Raw genomic sequence first — 16022 nt, 5'->3', positions numbered from 1 at the left:
CCACATGGTCGGGCACCCAGCCCGGCCGACGTGTAAGCATGCCATGGACCGACAGTGAGGTGAACTCCTCCGGACCGGTGAATCAGTCCCGTCGCCGGGACGGCCCGCGGGAGCGGTCAGTTGATCAGGTCATCGAAGTCGCCGTCGCGGGCGCCGAGCACGAACGCGGCGATCTCGTCCACTGTGTAGATCAGCGCTGGGCCCTCGGGATGTCGCGAGTTGCGGACCGCGATGCCGGCTCCCCCGGGCAGTTCGGCGAGTTCGACGCAGTTGCCGCTGGGGTTGCTGCGGCGACTCTTCTGCCAGCTCAGCGGTGGCAACTGATGGATCGGAACGCCATTGGGTGGCTGCTGCATGAGAGGCGTCTTTCTGCTCACGAGCCCGCCGGTGCCCGTGGGAGGAGCGGTGACGGCGAGGGTGCGGTATCGACATCGGACTGTTCTGCACGTGCATCTGCTATTGCATCTGCACCGGACGGCGAGCATGATAACGCACGTGAACGGTGCTTATCCGTTCACTTTGAGTTACCCCGATTGGGGCAACCAGCAGGGAAAACTGGGCCCGACGCGGCACGCGCGCCGCGTCGACCGGCGACTGGAGGCGGTCGCGGCGATGGGAGGTCTCGTGCCGGATCCGATGAGTGTCGCCTCCGGCATCTGTGCGGCGGGAGCGCTGCTGTCCTCCTGGCAACTGCGTCGACGGGCGCTGCAGGCCGAGTCCGAGATCGCGCACCTCCAAGCCGAACTCGCCGCCGAACGGCACGCCGCCAGCCATGACCCGCTCACCGGGCTGCCCAACCGGCGCGCCTTCTACCGCCTCGCGGCCACCCTGCTCACCGACGCGGCCGGCCAGCCGTTGATCGCCATCGTGCTCGACCTCGACGACTTCAAGCAGATCAACGACCGGTACGGGCACGCCGCCGGCGACCAGGTGCTGATCAGCGTCGCCGACAGGCTGGCGGGCTTCGCCGGGGACAACCTCGTCGCCCGCCTCGGCGGTGACGAGTTCGCCGGTCTGCTCGCCAGCCCGACCATCGACCGGCGCTGGATCGATCACGCCACCCGACGGCTCAGCGAGACCGTCGCCGCACCGATCCGGCTGAGTGGGTGCAGCGTCCGGGTGACAGCCTCCGTCGGGCTCGCGCCGGTGACCGGCCCGGCCCAGCTCAACGACGCGCTCAGCCGCGCCGACGCGGCGATGTACCAGGCGAAGAGCCTCTCCGGCCCCCGGTCGCCCCGGCAGCTCATCGACAGCGTCCGCTTGGCGGAGTGCTGACCGACCGTCAACCCGCCGAGTGAGAGCGGTTCTCGGCGCGGGGTTAAGCCGGTCTGCTGTCACGTCGCTTTCAACCCTTTGGTTAATAAACCGGCGGGTTTGCTATAAACCCCAGCTGGCTCGCGTCAAGCCGTTCGCCGAAACCGGCCGAGCTGGGCGTGATTCGGGCCGGTGCCCGGGTATGGGGTGGTGGTCACCCCGACTCGACAGTCGAGAGGAAACCGACGTGGCGAGCATCCGTGCCCTCGTACTCAACTGCACTCTGAAGCCGTCGCCGGCCCCGTCCAGTTGCGACCAGCTCGGCCGGGAGGTGCTGGCCGAACTCGCCCGGCAGGGCGTGGACGGCGAGCTCATCCGGGTGGTCGACCACGACGTGCGCTTCGGGGTGTCGACGGACGAGGGCAACGGCGACGGTTGGCCCGCGATCCGCGCCAAGGTCCTGGCGGCCCAGGTGCTCATCATCGCCACACCCATCTGGCTCGGTCAGCCGTCCAGTGTGTGCAAGATGGTCCTCGAACGCCTCGACGCCGAACTCTCCGAGACCGACGCCGAGGGCCGGCTCCTCACCTACGGCAAGGTGGCCGGCGTCGCGGTCGTCGGCAACGAGGACGGCGCCCACCACACCATCGGCCAGGTGCAGCAGGCGCTCAACGAGGTCGGCTTCAGCTGCGCCGCAGCCGGCGCGACCTACTGGGTCGGCGAGGCTCTGCACAAGGTGGACTATCGCGACGCCGGGCCCAAGCCCGACACCACCGGTCGCACCACGAAAGCGCTGGCGCTCAACAGCGCCCACCTGGCCCGACTGCTCGCCGAGCAGCCGTACCCCCCGCCGGAGGCACAGGACGCCGCCGTCAGCCCGAGCCGAGAGTCGGCCTGACCGTCAAGGTCACGCCGGGCCGGCGGACGCCGCCCGACTACCCGGTTACGGTACGAGGGGCCGATGCTCACCCGGTCTGTCGAACACCACCACAGGCGGACCACACCCCGCTGCTCGGCCTGTCGAGCTGCCCCATACATGGGGCGGGGCCTGAGCCCGCCACTTCGGCCGCCATGTGCCCATCCAAGGGACGGCCCAAGCCCGCGCTTCGGCGCCAGCGCCCCATCCAGAACAAGGGCCCAGTCCGCCCGCCATGTGCCCTCCATGGAACGGCCCAACGTCCACCGGCTTCGGCGCCATGTGCCCACTGAAGGAACGGCCCAACGTCCACCGGCTTCGGCGCCATGTGCCCACTTAAGGAACGGCCCAACGCCCACCGGCTTCGGCGCCATGTGCCCACTTAAGGAACGGCCCAACGCCCACCTGCTTCGGCCCCATATGTGCCCTATCCATCGAGGGCCGGAGCCCTCGCCCACTCGGCCGCCGTGTGCCCCCTCTATGGGAGGCGCTCAACCCCCGCCCGCGCCGGCCGCACAAGTGCCCCACCTATGGGGCAGCTCGACAGCGACGTACCGGGGTACCTTGACCAGCGCGTTTCTGGGCGCCCCGACAGGCGCGCTCTCAAGGCACTCGGACAGTCGCGTTCTCTCAAGGCACCCGCACAGGCGCTATTTCGGGGCAGGCCGCGAGAAGCACCTGTCGGGGGCAGGCCGAGAGGCGCGCGGTCAGCGCCAGCCGTAGCCGGCGCGCAGCGCCTGCCCGACCCGGTCGAACCGGGGGCGGTCCAGCACGGCGCCCTCGCGGCGGATGCTGTCCTCGCGCATGGTGAGCACCCGGTCCAGCCGGACCCAGCTCGGCCGGTTGTCCCGGTCCCACTCGCCGGGCCCGAGAGCGAACCAGTGCCGCTGCCCGTCCCGCTCGCTCTGGCTGGACAGCATCAGCCCGAACAGCGTGCGGCTGTGCCGTCCGACGACCAGCACCGGACGGTCCTTGCCCTGCCGAGGGTCGTCCTCGTACGGCACCCAGGTCCAGACGATTTCCCCGGGGTCGGCCTGGCCGTCCCGCTCCGGGGCGTAGGTCAGCTCCCGCCGCTGCAACGCGTTCACCTGGCGGGGGCGGGCCACCCGCGCGGGGGCCGGCCCGGAACGCCGGGGCGACGGGAGCACCGCGCCCACTCGGGAGATGCGTTGCGCTACGTTCCTCAACAGACCAGCCACGGCCGGCAGCCTACCGGCCCCTGCGCGGGCCGCCGGAGTCGGCGGCGCTCCGGCAGACTGGCCCGATGAGTGAGCTGCCCGACGACCTGCCGATCCTGGAGCGGCGCGCGGTGCGCGTGGTGGTCCGTGACGACACCGACCGGGTGCTGCTGTTCCACACCCGCGACCCGGACCATCCCCGGCTGGGCACCTGGTGGGAGCTGCCCGGCGGCGGCATGGACCCCGGCGAGACGTACCGCGACACGGCGGTGCGGGAACTACGCGAGGAAACGGGCATCGCCGTGACCCCCGACCAGGTGGGTGCACCGACCTGGCGACGGCGGGCGAGCTTTCTGCACCGCCAGCTGCGCCACGTCCAGGACGAGGTGATCGTCGCCGTGCGGCTGGCCGGCCCCGGACCGGACGTGGATGAGGCGGACCGGCTCGACTACGAGCGGGAGGATTACTTCGGCTTCCGCTGGTGGCCGCTGCCGGAGGTGGTGGCCAGTCGGGAACGGTTCTACCCCGGGCAGCTCCCCCAACTGATCACGCCCTTTCTCGCCGGCACGGCTATCGACGAGCCGTTCGAGCTGTGGTCGTGAGCGAGGCCGGTGAGGATGCCGGACCGGACGGCGGCGGGCAGAGTGGGGGCATGACGACCGACCTGCACGGGCCGCTCCGGGCGTACGCCGAGCGGTTGCACGCCACGATCGGCGACCGGCACCACGTCGCCTCTCCGCTCGGGGCCTGGCTGCTGCTCGCCCTCAGCGGCGCGGCGGCCGACTCCGACCCGGCGACCGCGCCCGAGACGGCGCTCAGGGCGCTTGCGGAGGCCCTCGGCACCGACCTGACCAGCGCGACCGAGGTCGCCCGCAGGCTGCTGGACGCGCCGCATCCGCTGGTCGCGTCCGCGACCGCGCTCTGGGACCGGCAGGGTCGGGGCACCGACGGGACGACCGGGTGGCGAGCGGTGCTACCCGCGACGACCGCGGTCGGCGCCCTACCCGACCAGGCCGGGTTGGACGCCTGGGCGCGGGAGCACACCGACGGCCTGATCGAGACGTTCCCCCTGAAGGTCAGCCCGGACGTGGTCTTCGCCCTGGCCAGCGCGCTGGCCACCCGGATCTCGTGGGCCGACCCGTTCGAGGTCGCCGACGCCCGCGCGCTCGGCCCGGGCAGCCCCTGGGCACGCGGGCTGCGCCGAGTGTTGCGCAGCCCGAGCCACGGCCACCGGTGCGCCATCGCGACGACCACGCGGGCCGGTGACGTGATCATGCACGCCGCGCCCGCTCAGGCGGCCGACGGCGCGGGGCTGGTGGTTCTCTCGGTGGCCGCCGCGCCGCAGGTGCCGCCGGCCGAGGTGCTGGCCGCCGCGTACGACCTCAGTGCCGGCGCGGCCGACGGCGCGCAACCAGCCGGCAGCCGTTCCCTGTTCGACCTGCCGCTCGGTGAGACTCCGCTGTGGACGCTGAGCGAGGAGCGGGTACGCACCCGGGCCCGTGACGGCCGCGAGGAGCGACACAACGCCGTACTCCCCTGCTGGTCGGCCCGCAGCGAGCACGACCTGAGTGCGGAGCCGCTGGGCTTCCCGGCCGCCACGGCGGCGCTGGCAGGGGCGCTGGCCCAGCCGGTGCAGGGCTTCGAGGCGCGGCAGGTGGCGATGGCCCGGTACGGCCGGTACGGGTTCGAGGCAGCGGCGGTGACCGGCATGTTCGGGCTGACCAGCCTGCCACCCGAGGGCGTCGCCCGCACCGCCGAGCTGCGCTTCGGCCACCCGTACGCCGTGGTGGCCGTCGCCACCGACAGCAAAGCCGACGGGAGTACCGGGCCGTGGCACGGGGTGCCGGTCTTCTCTGCCTGGGTCGCCGACCCGGAGGAGTTGCCCGACTCCGCGACGTGAGCCCAGCCCTGTGCGATCGGTGGGCCCGGATCGACTCCAGATCGCCGATGTGGGGGTATGAACCTTCCCGGACACCGCGACATCGGGGATGTCGAGTGGATCTCGCTGCACCGGGCGAGGACTGCGGCGTGCGACGGGGTCAGGTGCCGTACGGGCCGGGCGCGGCACCGCCCTCGCCGTCACGGGGCAGTCGCGCCACCATCTCCCGGAACTCCCGTACGGTCACCGCCTCCCGCAGGGTCGCGAAGACGGCCCCGGTGCCGGCCCGTGCGGTGGCCTGGTCCACTGCGGCGCGCTGCCCGACGCGTCGAAGGAACTCCGTCGGCCCGGCATCCGGCGGCGGTGCCGCAACAGGCCCACCGACATCCAGGCCAACGCCGGTGTCCAGCCCGTCCACACCGGGATCCGGACCACCGATGGACAGCCCATCCCCGCCGGTAGCCGGACCACCGGGCACGGCAGCCGGGTCAGGGGCCCGGTTCAGGCCGGCCGGCGCCGCCGAATCGGGGGCCGCAAGGTCCGGGCCGGTCAGGTAGCCGTCGACCTCGTCCGGAAGGTGCCCGGCGAGGTCGTCGGGCACGCCGCCGGTCACTCGCTCGGCCATCGTCTGGAGCACCGCGCGGGCGACAGCGGCGGCCTGCTCGACCGGCAGGCCGGACCGTCGGGACACCGCGTCGATGAAGTGCGGAAACCCACCGTAGGCGCTGTCGGTCACGCCGGGCGCTTACCCCCGGCCGGTGCCGGCAAACTGCGTCGTCAGCGCAGCAGGTCCGCCGCCACGAGGTGGTCGAAGATGAGCTGGTCGACCGGCGAGGTGCGGTGTCGGTCCGCGTACCCGAGCCAGGCCATCTCGGCGATCTCGTTGGCCGGGAGCAACTGCCCCCGGTAGCCGGCCCGGTAGCAGGTCATCCTCACGATGGTGTCGGCCGCGTGCCCGTGCGCCTGAGCCGTGAACGTGCCCAGGTGCACCGCGCCCCGCACGTCCACCTCGACGCTCAACTCCTCGTCGATCTCCCGGCGCAGGGTCTCCAGGTCGGTCTCCCCCGGCTCACGTTTGCCACCGGGCAGGTACCAGACGTCCTTGTCCCGGGACCGGGTGCTCAGCACCCGCCCGTCCTCGATGAGGATCCAGGCCACCTTGTCGATCTCGCGCACGATGCTCCTTCTGGCCGCCGGGACCGGGCACGCTACCACCCGGCAACGCCCGAAAGCCGATCAGGCACGACCGGCAGCAGACGAGCACCGGGTTCAGCCCGCGTCGGGATCCGGCCCGTCGGCCAGCAGGTCGAGCAGCAACGCGGCGGTCCAACCGAATGCCGGCGAACCCAGTCCGGCGCCGGTGTCCGGGTGGAAGTACTCGTGGCAGCCGGCACCGGCCACCAGGCCGATCATCGACCGGCGCAGCCCGGCGGCCAGCTCCGGGTGCCCGTGCGTGAGCAGCCCGCGCCGTACCAGCCAGCCAATGTTCAGCCAGCTCGGCCCGCGCCAGTAGCGCACCGGTTCGAAGTCGGGCGCGGTCCGGTCGTGGCTGGGCAGCGGGCGGTCCATTCGCCGGGCCACCCCAAAGCGCGCCGAGCGGGCCTCGACGACCAGCGCGTCGGCCTGCCGGGCGGGCAGGTCGGGCAGGATCAGCGGCGTCAGCCCGAGCACGGTCCGGGCGCTGACCAGTCGGTCGCTACGCAGGTCGCGGGGCTGGAACGTGCCGGTGCTCGGGTCGTACAGCCGTCGTACCAGTGCCTCGGTGATCCGGGCTGCGCGGACCCGGTGGGGCCCCGGGTCGTCGCCGATGAGCGCGGCGATCTCGGCGAGGGCGTGTTCGGCAGCCCCGAACGCGGCGTTGAACAGCGGGCACTCCACCAGGAAGGGATGATCGTCGGCCAGGTCGCGGTCGGCGTAGCCGTGGTCGCGGTAGGACGCGACGATCGCCAGGTAGCGCGCGTAATCCAGGTCCGTGGGGCGGTGTGCGGCGTCGGCGTGCGTGGTGTCATGCCGGCGGTACGCGCGCATGACGGCCGCCTCGGCCGGGACCGCGGCCATCGGCTCGTCCCAGGCCGGGCTGTTGTCCAACCCGGACTCCCACGGGTGCACGATGCAGACCAGCCCGTCGCCGGCCACGTCCCGCCGGTCGGCCAGGTAGCGCTGCTGGGCGACCAGGGCGGGATAGAGCCGGCGCAGCGCGGCCAGGCCGGCCGGGTCGGGTGCCCGCCGGTACGCCAGCCACGCGGCGAGCGCGTGCACGGGCGGCTGAACCAGGCCGGAGGTGGCCACGGTCGGGGCGCCCTGGGCGTTCGCCGAGCGCCACATCTCCGGCCCCGGAAAGTACGCGCCGACCCGCATCGCCGGGTTGAACACGATGTGCGGCACCCGTCCGTCGGCCCACTGCGCCCGGAACAGGCTCGCCAGCTCCCGCCAGGCCCGGTCGGGGCGCACCTGGGCCAGCCCGATCGCGATGAACGCGGAATCCCAGCTCCACTGGTGTGGGTAGAGCGTGCGCGAGGGCACGGTGTGGTCGTGCTCCCAGTTGGCGTCGAGCGTGTCGACCGCGAGTCGGCGCAGCCCGGCCAGGTCGGCCGGCCCACCGAAGCGGGTCGAAGCGGCACCGGCGGTCATGCGGCGGCCCGCCGGGGCAGCGCGTGTCGCAGCACCGTGGCGGCCTGTTGCAGAGCCCGGACGGGGTCGCCGCGCAGCCGGCACTCCAGCGCCAGCCACCCCCGGTAGTCCAGCTCCAGCAGGGTACGCACGAGTGCAGGCCAGTCCAGGTGCCCTGCGCCCGGCTGGTACCGGTTGGAGTCGCTGACCTGCACGTGCCCGAGGTACGGCGCGGCGGCGCGCAGCGCGCGGTGCATGTCGTCCTCCTCGATGTTCATGTGGAAGGTGTCGGCGACCACCCGGACCGAGGGAAGCCCGAGCGCGGCACAGAGGGCGACCGCCTCGTCGAGACGGTTGACCATGTGGTCCTCGTACCGGTTGAGCGGTTCCAGGAAGAGGGTGACCCCCTCGGCCCGGGCGTGCTCGCCCAGCTCGCCGAGGGCGTCGAGGAGCACCTGCCGGTCGCCGGCCGGCTGGCGCGGCGGCTCGAACGGCGGTAGTCGCCGGGAGAACATCCCCCAGGCGGCCGGGGTCATCGCCCCGACGCCGCCCAGCTCGGCGATCACCGAGAGCTGGGAGCGCAGGTTGCGGATCGCGTCGGCGGACCGGGCGGGGTCGAAGTCGCCGATGAAGTGGTCCATCTCGACGCAGACGGTGGGCATCACCACCCCGGCGGCGCGGGCTCGGCGCAGCTCCGGCAGCCGGCGGGCGAACGCGAGGTCACCGCGCCCGCGTAGTTCGATGCCCTGGTAGCCGAGGGCGGCCGCGAGGGCGTACTTCTGGATCAGGTTGGTGCCCGGCAGGAGTTGTTCCTGGCAGGCCAGCGCGATGGTGGTCATTTAGAACCTCAGCACGACTTGGAGGACGTCACCGGCGCCGCGGTCGAGCAGCGCGAGGGCGTCGGCGACCGCGCTGGCGTCGACGATGTGGCTGACCAGCGGCAACGGGTCGACGCTGTGCTCAGCCACCAGGTCCATGAAGGTCTGCGCCACCCGGTCCCCGGTCCACCGGCCGGCCATGCTCGGCGCGGGGGTTGGCCCGGACACCTGGGCGGCCACCAACTGGATGCGGTTGTGGTGGAACTCCTCGCCGAGGCCGAGCGCGTCGGCCTGGCCCTGGTAGAAGCCGGCGGCCACGACCCGACCGGCGTGTGCGGTGGATCGGATCGCCTCGTGCAGCGCCGGGTACGCGCCGGACAATTCCAGGCAGACGTCCGCGCCCCGGCCATCGGTGGCCCGGCGCAGCACGGCGGCGGCGGATTCGGCACCGGCGTCCACGGTGGATCGGGCGCCGTACCGGGCGGCGTGCTCCAGCCGGTCGGGCACCCGGTCGACGGCCACCACCCGGGCGCCGGAGAGCACGGCGAGCCGGGTGGCGAGCAGACCGATCACGCCCTGCCCGAAGACACCGACCCAGTCGCCGAGGTGCAGGTCGGCGGCGAGCACAGCGGTCAGCGCGATGGCGCCGGGCCGGGCGAAGACCGCGGCGAGCGGGTCGAGCCCGGCGGGTAACGGACGGACCGCCCCGGCGGGAAGCACCGCCTCGGCCCGGTGCCCCCAGATGCCCCACACGAGCTGCCCCGGGTGCCGGTCGGTGATCTCCGGTGCGACCTCGACGACCTCGCCGACCTCCTCGTAGCCGAAGCCGATCAGCGGGTAGGGCACCGGGGTCTGTCGGGGCACGAACATCCGGGCGGCGTCGTCCCAGTCCTTGCTGAGCCGAGGATTGCTGCCCCGATAGAGGGTCAGCTCGGTGCCGGCGGAGATGCCCGAGTAGCAGGTGCGGACTCTGACCTGGCCGGGGCCGAGCGGATCTGGTGGGCAGGGCTCGAGGCTGATCTGTCGAGGCCCGGCGAGAGAGACAACCCAGTTGGCCATGTGTCACATCCCGGTAGCACTGGGCTCCAGGATAGCAAAAAATCGCCATATGTCTTGTCATTGATCTATCGAAGGTGTTGAATCCGGCATGTACCCTTCGAGAGGAGTGCCACCGATGTCAGCACCTCCGAGGCGGATACTCGCCACTACCCTGATCATGGCACTGGCAACGTCCACCCTGCTGGCCTGCGGCGACGACGAATCGGACAGCAACAGCAAAAAGATCACCGTTTGGAGCCTGGAAGACGTCGCCGACCGGGTCACCGCCACCAAGGCGATCATTGCCGACTTCACCGCCAAGACCGGGATCCAGGTCGACCTCGTGACCGTCAACGAGGACCAGTTCCCCTCCCTGATCGCCGCCAACGCCGCCGCCGGCGACCTGCCCGACGTGGTCGGCTCGGTCTCCCTGGCCGGCATCCGCACGCTCGCCGGAAACGAGCTGCTGCACGCCTCGGCGAACGCGGAGGTCGTCGACAAGCTGGGCCGGCAGACGTTCTCCCCCCGGGCGCTGGAGCTCACCGCCGACGACGGCAAGCAGCTCTCCGTGCCCAGCGACGGGTGGGGGCAGCTGCTCGTCTACCGCAAGGACCTGTTCGCCGCCGCCGGCCTGCCCGCCCCCGACACGTACGAGCGGATCACCGCCGCAGCGGCGAAGCTGAACACCGGCGGCGTCGCCGGGATCACCGCGGCGACCGCCCCCAGCGACGTGTTCACCCAGCAGACCTTCGAACACCTGGCACTGGCCAACGGCTGCCAACTCACCGACGACACCGGGGCGGTCACCCTGGACTCACCGCAGTGTGTCGAGGCGTTCCGCTTCTACGGCGACCTGATCCGCACCAGCTCGGTGAAGGGCGCGCAGGACGTGGACACCACCCGGGCCACCTACTTCGCCGGCAAGGCGGCCATGGTGATCTGGTCGCCGTTCATCCTCGACGAGCTGGCCGGGCTGCGCAACGACGCCAAACCGACATGTCCCCAGTGCCAGGCCGACCCGGCGTTCCTGGCGAAGAACAGCGGGTTCGTCACCGCGATCAAGGGCCCGAACGGCACCGAACCGGCACAGTACGGCGAGATCAGCTCATGGGCCGTGCTGGACGGCGCGGCGGCCGACCCCGCGAAGTCCTTCGTGGAGTACATGCTCAGCGACGGCTACCCCCGCTGGTTCGGCATGTCCCCCGAGGGCCGCTTCCCGGTGCGCAAGGGCACCCAGGCCGAGCCGGAGGCGTACCTGACCCAGTGGAACACCAGCCAGGCCGGCGTGGACGCGAAGAAGCCCCTCGCCGACGTGTACGGCGACGAGGTGCTGGCCACGCTGCGCCGCAGCCCGGACACCTTCGGGCGGTGGGGGCTCAGCCAGGGGCAGGGCAAGCTGGTCGGCGCCATGCTCGGCGAGTTGCCGGTGCCCAAGGCGTTGAACGACGTCGTCTCCGGCAAGTCCGACGCGGCGGCCGCCGCCGCCCGCGCCAAGAAGGACGTCGACGCCATCAAGGCGGGCGTCAATTGACCACCACCGCACCCGGCCCCGGCCGCTCCCCCACCCGGGAGCGGCCGGCACCGGCCCGCCGCCGACCGCTGACCCTGCGCCGCCGCGAATCCCGTGCCGGGCTCGCGCTGGTCGCACCGACCCTGCTCGTCACGATCGCCGTGATCGGCATCCCGATCGTGTGGACCGTGGTGCTCGCATTCCAACGGGTCCGGCTCGCCACGCTGCGCAAGACCGGCTTGTTCGGCGAGTTCACGATGGACAACATCGACCGGGTGCTGCACACCCCCGGCTTCGCCGACACGCTGTGGGTCACCCTGATCTACAGCCTCGGCGGCACCGTCGGGTCGATCCTGCTCGGTCTGGTGGCCGCCCTGGTGGTCCGCCGGCCGTTCCGGGGCCGCACCCTGGTCCGGGCGTCCATGCTGCTGCCGTACGTGGCACCGGTGGTCGCGGTGACCTTCGTCTGGCAGGTGATGCTCGACCCGCAGTTGGGCATCGTCAACCACTGGGGTCAACGGCTGCTCGGCTGGGACGCGCCGGTGCCGTTCCTGTCCCAGGAGTCGACCGCACTGACCACGGTGATCGTGTTCGAGGCGTGGCGGTACTTCCCGTTCGCGTTCCTGTTCCTGCTGGCCCGGCTCCAGGCGGTGCCCGGCGAGCTGGAGGAGGCCGCCCGGGTCGACGGCGCCACCCCCACCCAACGGTTCCGGCACATCCTGCTGCCGCAACTGTTGCCGGTGATCGCCCTGCTGGGCGTGCTGCGCTTCATCATGACGTTCAACAAGTTCGACGACGTCTACCTGCTCACCGGTGGCGCGGCGGGCACCGAGGTGGTCAGCGTGCGGGTGTACGAGTTTCTCACCGCCCGTACCGACATCGGCGCCGCTGCCGCGCAGGCGGTCGTGCTGGCCGTGGTGCTCATCGTGTTCGTGCTGATCTATCTGCGCTTCTTCGGACGGAGGGTGAGCTGATGGACCGGGACGTCGTCGAGACGGTGAGCCTGCGGTGGTTACGCCGCCTGGTGATCGCCGTGTTCCTGGTGGTCACCATCTTCCCCTTCTACTACATGCTGGTGCTCTCGATGCGTCCCATCGAGCGCCTGCTGCTCGACCCCGGTTCGCTGGTGGTCGGCTTCGGTGAGCTGACCGTGGCCACGTACGCCGAGGTGCTCAAGGCCACCGACGACGGCGGCCAGGGGTTCCTCACCTTCATCCGCAACAGCGGGGTGGTCGCGGTCGCGGCGACCCTGCTCACCCTGCTGGTGGCGATCCCCGGGGCGTACGCGGTGGCCCGGCTGCGGTTCTTCGGCCGGCGACAGGTCGACTTCCTGTTCCTGGCGGTCTACCTGTTCCCGTCGATCGTCATCGCGATCCCGCTGTTCGTGGTCTTCACCCGGGCCGGGCTGCGCGGCTCACTGTTCGGCCTGGTGCTGGTCTACATCTCGCAGACGCTGCCGGTCTCGGTCTACATGTTGAAGAACTACTTCGAGACCATCCCGGTCAGTTTGGAGGAGTCGGCCGCCATCGACGGCGCCGGCCGACTCGGCATCATCCGGCGGGTCAGCCTGCCGCTCGCCATGCCGTCGATCATGGCCGTCGCGCTCTACGACTTCATGATCGCTTGGAACGAGTTTCTCTTCGCCCTGCTGTTCCTCGTCGACAAGCCCGACCGGTGGACGGTGTCGTTGGGGCTGTCCCTGCTCTCCGACGGGGTGGAGGTGCCCAAGACGGTGCTGATGGCCGGGTCGGTCGTCCTCACCCTGCCCATCGTGATCCTGTTCTTCGCCAGTGAACGGCTGCTCACCGAAGGGCTGACCAGCGGCGCGGAGAAGGGATGATCGTCTCCCCCGGGTCCCCGGCCGCGGCCCCGCCGACCCGGTTACGGTGGCCTCATGGCCAACCCGACCCGCTGGGCGACCGACACCGGTCCCGAGCACTCGCAGTGGTATATCGACCGGTTCCGGAAGCTCGCAGCCGACGGCGCGGACCTGGCCGGCGAGGCCCGACTGGTGGACACCCTGGTCGAGCCCGGCTCACGGATTCTCGACGCCGGCAGCGGCACCGGCCGCGTGGGTGCCGCGCTGGCCCAGCGCGGGCACACCGTGGTCGGGGTGGACGCCGACCCCGCGCTGGTGGCTGCCGCCCGCGCCGACCATCCCGGCCCGACGTGGCTGGTCGCCGACCTCGCCGAGCTGGACCTACCGGCGATGGGTGAGACGGAGCCGTTCGACGCGGCGGTGCTGGCCGGCAACGTGCTCGCCTTCGTCGCCGTCGGCACCGAGCCGGAGGTGCTGCGCCGGATCGCCGGGCATCTGCGGCCCGATGGCGTGTTGGCCGTGGGCTTCGGCACCGAGCGTGGTTACCCGCTGAACGCCTTCGACGCCGACGCGGTGGCCGCCGGGCTGCGCGTGGAGCAGCGGTTCGCCACCTGGGACCTGCGCCCGTGGCGCGACGACGCTCCGTTCGCGGTCACCATCCTGCGCCGCCCGGCCGACTGACACCCGGCCCGGCCCCGGTCGGGCCGGTCACCCTCAGTCGGGGGCGGCGACGGCCCGCGCGGCGGCCGGGTCCAGGGTCGCGCCGGCGGGCACCAGGCTGACCAGGCCAGCCGGCAGCCGCAGCGGGCGCACATCGCGATAGCCGAGCATCGCGAGCACCTCACGGTCGGGCAGCGCGTACCGTCGGCCCAGGTCGGTGACCACGGACACCGCGCCGCCGGGCGCGCCGGGCGCCGCGGCGGCCTCGACGACCGCGCCGCGGCCCGGCTCCACCACCACATGGTCGGCCAGCACCGCGCCGCCGGTCGGCGCGGTCCGCGGCACGGCCGCCAGGTCCCGCAGCGGTACGCCCCAGCGCACCTCACCAACCCCACCGTCGTCGGCGATGCGGGTGCAGAGTGCCCCGTCGTCGCCGGCCGCGAGCCGGGGCGGGGTCGGTGGTGGGGCGGTCGGGCCGCTCGGGGCGAGGTCGGGCACCGTGGGCAGCGCGGCGAACCGGCCCAACGTCATCGGCTCCGGCTCACCCTGCCCGGTGCGGGCCAGCAACAGCCCCGCCTGCAACTCGGAGATGCCGGCCAACCCGGCGTCGAGGGCCACCGCGTACTGCCGGCCGCCGCCGGAGTTGCTCACCAGGTAGACCGTGCCGATCGTGGCGCCCGGCACCCGAGTGGCGGGCCGGCCCAGGTCGGGCAGGTTGAGCGGGGCGAGGTCGGTGCCGGTGGGCAGCGAGTTGAGCAGGGCGGGTGCCACCGGCACCGCCTGTGCCCGGGTGGTGGCGAGCGCCGCCAGGACCCTGCTGGGATCGCGGACGAGGTAGCGCCGTTGGTGCCAGACCAGGTGCAGCCCGCCGTCGGGGTGGCGCAGCAGCAACGCATCGTCGCCCAGCGGCCGACCACCATCGGACTCGGTGCCGATCAGCAGCGCGGAGCGGGGCCTTTCGCCGCCCGCGCCGGCGGGGGCCGTCGAGCAGACGGTCCACGCCGCGGTGGCCAGCCGGCCGGGGGCGGGCAGTGAATCGGGGGCGTCGGCGATGCCCAGCGGCAGCCCGCGCGGCACGCCGTCGATCGTGCGTCGGGAGACCAGCACGGTCTTCGACCTGTCCGCGCCGACGATGAGCAGCGCCGAGGCGTAGTTGAGCACCGGGTGCAGCTTCTGCTCGCGATAGACGAACCGGGCGCCGGACTCCTTCTCCACGATCACCGCGCCCGGGTCGCGCCACCCTTTGCCGCCGCCGGCGAACAGGCCGTAGAGCGCCGAGCCACCGAGCCCGATCGCCGCGACCAGGACGCTGGCCAGGCCGGCGCCGGCCAGCCGCCGAAACGGCGATTGCGCGGGGTCGGTCTCCCGCATGACCAGGGCGGCGACAGCTCGCTGGACGCTGAACTGGTAGGAGTGCAGCTGGTCCTGCCGCGACGGCATGAGGTCCCTTCCAGGTGGATCGGCCGGGCACAGAATATGCGTTGCGTCGATGTCCCGTGGACCCTGCGTGGCCGTCACGGGGCAACCGGTATCATCCGGGGACGAATCCGGCGGCGAGAGGGCACCCGTGGGCGCGCGTTTCGAAGAGCTGGCCTGGCGGGAGACCCCGATCGGCGCGATCAGCCTGCGCCGGCGCCGGGATCTGGCACTCCAGGTCGAGGTGTACGAGGTCAAGCTCGACGACGAGTACCTGATGTCCAGCCTCTTCCCGGTCGCGGAGATCGAGCTGGCCCGGCTGGGTCTCGCCGAGGTTGCCGGTGAGTCGCTCGACGTGGTCGTCGGCGGTCTCGGCCTGGGATACACCGCCTGCGCGGCGCTCGGCGACCCGCGGGTGCGTTCGCTGCTGGTGGTGGAGGCCATCGAGGACGTGATCGACTGGCACCGTCGAGGGCTGCTGCCGTTCGCGGCAGGGCTTGCCGAAGACCCGCGGACCCGGTTCGTGCAGGCCGACTTCTTCGCGGCGGTGGCCGGCGAGAGCGGCTTCGACACCGAGGTGCCCGGGCGGCGGTTCGACGCCGTGCTGCTCGATGTCGACCATTCCCCGCGCAACGTCCTACACCCCAGCCATGCCGCCTTCTACCCACCGGCCGGGTTGCGCCGGCTGGCCGCCCTGCTCCGCCCGGAGGGGGTCTTCGCGCTCTGGTCGGACGACCCGCCGGACGCCGAGTTCACCGCTGCGCTCAGCGAGGTGTTCGCGAGCGTGCGGGCGCACGTCGTACCGTTCGCCAACCCGCTGACCGGCGGCGAGTCCGCCAACACCGTCTATGTGGCGCGCACCGAGGGCTGAGCCCACTCGTCCCGTCGCTCGCGCATGGTGCCGGCCGGATCGGGAAGGTGGCC

The 16022-nt window shown here is 72.2% G+C and carries 17 protein-coding genes; 9 read left to right on the top strand and 8 right to left on the bottom strand.

What is annotated here, in order from left to right; genetic code table 11:
- Nucleotides 1-116: 116 nt before the first annotated feature.
- On the bottom strand, nt 117-356 hold the full coding sequence (locus ABZT18_RS21755) for a DUF397 domain-containing protein (RefSeq protein WP_354997636.1): 240 nt from the start codon (nt 354-356) through the stop codon (nt 117-119).
- 268 nt (nt 357-624) lie between these two features.
- On the opposite strand from ABZT18_RS21755, the gene ABZT18_RS21750 reads away from it, so the two are divergent.
- Together ABZT18_RS21750 and ABZT18_RS21745 are read left to right on the top strand one after the other, a co-directional pair.
- On the top strand, nt 625-1275 hold the full coding sequence (locus tag ABZT18_RS21750; protein ID WP_354997654.1) for a GGDEF domain-containing protein: 651 nt from the start codon (nt 625-627) through the stop codon (nt 1273-1275).
- A 226-nt stretch (nt 1276-1501) separates the two neighbouring features.
- Complete coding sequence (locus ABZT18_RS21745; RefSeq protein ID WP_355252323.1) at nt 1502-2152, top strand: NAD(P)H-dependent oxidoreductase; 651 nt, start codon at nt 1502-1504, stop codon at nt 2150-2152.
- A 725-nt stretch (nt 2153-2877) separates the two neighbouring features.
- Here ABZT18_RS21745 and ABZT18_RS21740 read toward each other — a convergent pair.
- Complete coding sequence (locus ABZT18_RS21740; protein WP_354997634.1) at nt 2878-3369, bottom strand: type II toxin-antitoxin system PemK/MazF family toxin; 492 nt, start codon at nt 3367-3369, stop codon at nt 2878-2880.
- A gap of 65 nt (nt 3370-3434) precedes the next feature.
- Here ABZT18_RS21740 and ABZT18_RS21735 point away from each other — a divergent pair, with 65 nt between their 5' ends.
- Both ABZT18_RS21735 and ABZT18_RS21730 read left to right on the top strand, forming a co-directional pair.
- The gene (locus ABZT18_RS21735; RefSeq protein ID WP_354997633.1) at nt 3435-3950 is read left to right on the top strand and encodes an NUDIX domain-containing protein; all 516 of its coding nucleotides are present in this window, start codon (nt 3435-3437) and stop codon (nt 3948-3950) included.
- 50 nt (nt 3951-4000) lie between these two features.
- The gene (locus ABZT18_RS21730; RefSeq protein ID WP_354997632.1) at nt 4001-5248 is read left to right on the top strand and encodes a hypothetical protein; all 1248 of its coding nucleotides are present in this window, start codon (nt 4001-4003) and stop codon (nt 5246-5248) included.
- A 139-nt stretch (nt 5249-5387) separates the two neighbouring features.
- On the opposite strand, the gene ABZT18_RS21725 is transcribed toward ABZT18_RS21730, so the two are convergent.
- The 5 genes from ABZT18_RS21725 to ABZT18_RS21705 all read right to left on the bottom strand — a co-directional run bounded on the left by ABZT18_RS21725 (nt 5388) and on the right by ABZT18_RS21705 (nt 9714).
- Nucleotides 5388-5963: a DUF2267 domain-containing protein gene (locus ABZT18_RS21725; protein WP_354997631.1), complete on the bottom strand. Its 576-nt coding sequence runs from the start codon at nt 5961-5963 to the stop codon at nt 5388-5390.
- A 41-nt stretch (nt 5964-6004) separates the two neighbouring features.
- Nucleotides 6005-6403, bottom strand: a complete 399-nt coding sequence (locus tag ABZT18_RS21720) for an NUDIX domain-containing protein (protein WP_354997630.1) — start codon at nt 6401-6403, stop codon at nt 6005-6007.
- Nucleotides 6404-6496: 93 nt separating this feature from the next.
- Entirely contained in the window at nt 6497-7858 is a 1362-nt protein-coding gene (locus ABZT18_RS21715; protein ID WP_354997629.1) for a hypothetical protein, read from the bottom strand.
- Nucleotides 7855-8676, bottom strand: a complete 822-nt coding sequence (locus ABZT18_RS21710) for a sugar phosphate isomerase/epimerase family protein (RefSeq protein ID WP_354997628.1) — start codon at nt 8674-8676, stop codon at nt 7855-7857. Before ABZT18_RS21710 ends, ABZT18_RS21715 begins: the two co-directional genes overlap by 4 nt.
- Nucleotides 8677-9714 carry a zinc-binding alcohol dehydrogenase gene (locus tag ABZT18_RS21705; protein WP_354997627.1) on the bottom strand — a complete coding sequence of 346 codons (1038 nt, stop codon included), beginning with the start codon at nt 9712-9714 and terminating at the stop codon, nt 8677-8679.
- 157 nt (nt 9715-9871) lie between these two features.
- On the opposite strand from ABZT18_RS21705, the gene ABZT18_RS21700 reads away from it, so the two are divergent.
- The 4 genes from ABZT18_RS21700 to ABZT18_RS21685 are packed head-to-tail and all read left to right on the top strand — an operon-like array spanning nt 9872 to nt 13703.
- Complete coding sequence (locus ABZT18_RS21700) at nt 9872-11224, top strand: extracellular solute-binding protein (RefSeq protein WP_354997626.1); 1353 nt, start codon at nt 9872-9874, stop codon at nt 11222-11224.
- The gene (locus tag ABZT18_RS21695) at nt 11221-12177 is read left to right on the top strand and encodes a sugar ABC transporter permease (RefSeq protein WP_354997625.1); all 957 of its coding nucleotides are present in this window, start codon (nt 11221-11223) and stop codon (nt 12175-12177) included. The genes ABZT18_RS21700 and ABZT18_RS21695 overlap by 4 nt, the downstream gene beginning before the upstream one ends.
- The gene (locus ABZT18_RS21690; protein WP_354997624.1) at nt 12177-13043 is read left to right on the top strand and encodes a carbohydrate ABC transporter permease; all 867 of its coding nucleotides are present in this window, start codon (nt 12177-12179) and stop codon (nt 13041-13043) included. The genes ABZT18_RS21695 and ABZT18_RS21690 overlap by 1 nt, the downstream gene beginning before the upstream one ends.
- A gap of 54 nt (nt 13044-13097) precedes the next feature.
- Nucleotides 13098-13703, top strand: coding sequence for a class I SAM-dependent methyltransferase (locus ABZT18_RS21685; protein WP_354997623.1), 606 nt, complete (start codon nt 13098-13100; stop codon nt 13701-13703).
- A 33-nt stretch (nt 13704-13736) separates the two neighbouring features.
- On the opposite strand, the gene eccB is transcribed toward ABZT18_RS21685, so the two are convergent.
- The gene (gene eccB / locus ABZT18_RS21680) at nt 13737-15122 is read right to left on the bottom strand and encodes a type VII secretion protein EccB (protein ID WP_354997622.1); all 1386 of its coding nucleotides are present in this window, start codon (nt 15120-15122) and stop codon (nt 13737-13739) included.
- 127 nt (nt 15123-15249) lie between these two features.
- On the opposite strand from eccB, the gene ABZT18_RS21675 reads away from it, so the two are divergent.
- Nucleotides 15250-15969, top strand: coding sequence for a spermidine synthase (locus ABZT18_RS21675; RefSeq protein WP_355252320.1), 720 nt, complete (start codon nt 15250-15252; stop codon nt 15967-15969).
- Nucleotides 15970-16022 lie beyond the last annotated feature (53 nt).

Origin of the sequence: Micromonospora sp. NPDC005291 (assembly GCF_040607415.1) — a bacterium.
Classification (GTDB): Bacteria; Actinomycetota; Actinomycetes; order Mycobacteriales; family Micromonosporaceae; genus Micromonospora.
Note: the sequence above shows the minus strand (reverse complement) of the source record. Positions and strands in the feature narration are given on the sequence as shown.

Coding starts and splice junctions, on each gene's coding strand:
- ABZT18_RS21755 (WP_354997636.1), bottom strand. CDS start 356: ATGCAGCAGCCACCCAATGGCGTTCCGATCCATCAGTTGCCACCGCTG.
- ABZT18_RS21735 (WP_354997633.1), top strand. CDS start 3,435: ATGAGTGAGCTGCCCGACGACCTGCCGATCCTGGAGCGGCGCGCGGTG.
- ABZT18_RS21730 (WP_354997632.1), top strand. CDS start 4,001: ATGACGACCGACCTGCACGGGCCGCTCCGGGCGTACGCCGAGCGGTTG.
- ABZT18_RS21715 (WP_354997629.1), bottom strand. CDS start 7,858: ATGACCGCCGGTGCCGCTTCGACCCGCTTCGGTGGGCCGGCCGACCTG.
- ABZT18_RS21710 (WP_354997628.1), bottom strand. CDS start 8,676: ATGACCACCATCGCGCTGGCCTGCCAGGAACAACTCCTGCCGGGCACC.
- ABZT18_RS21705 (WP_354997627.1), bottom strand. CDS start 9,714: ATGGCCAACTGGGTTGTCTCTCTCGCCGGGCCTCGACAGATCAGCCTC.
- ABZT18_RS21700 (WP_354997626.1), top strand. CDS start 9,872: ATGGCACTGGCAACGTCCACCCTGCTGGCCTGCGGCGACGACGAATCG.
- ABZT18_RS21690 (WP_354997624.1), top strand. CDS start 12,177: ATGGACCGGGACGTCGTCGAGACGGTGAGCCTGCGGTGGTTACGCCGC.
- ABZT18_RS21685 (WP_354997623.1), top strand. CDS start 13,098: ATGGCCAACCCGACCCGCTGGGCGACCGACACCGGTCCCGAGCACTCG.
- eccB (WP_354997622.1), bottom strand. CDS start 15,122: ATGCCGTCGCGGCAGGACCAGCTGCACTCCTACCAGTTCAGCGTCCAG.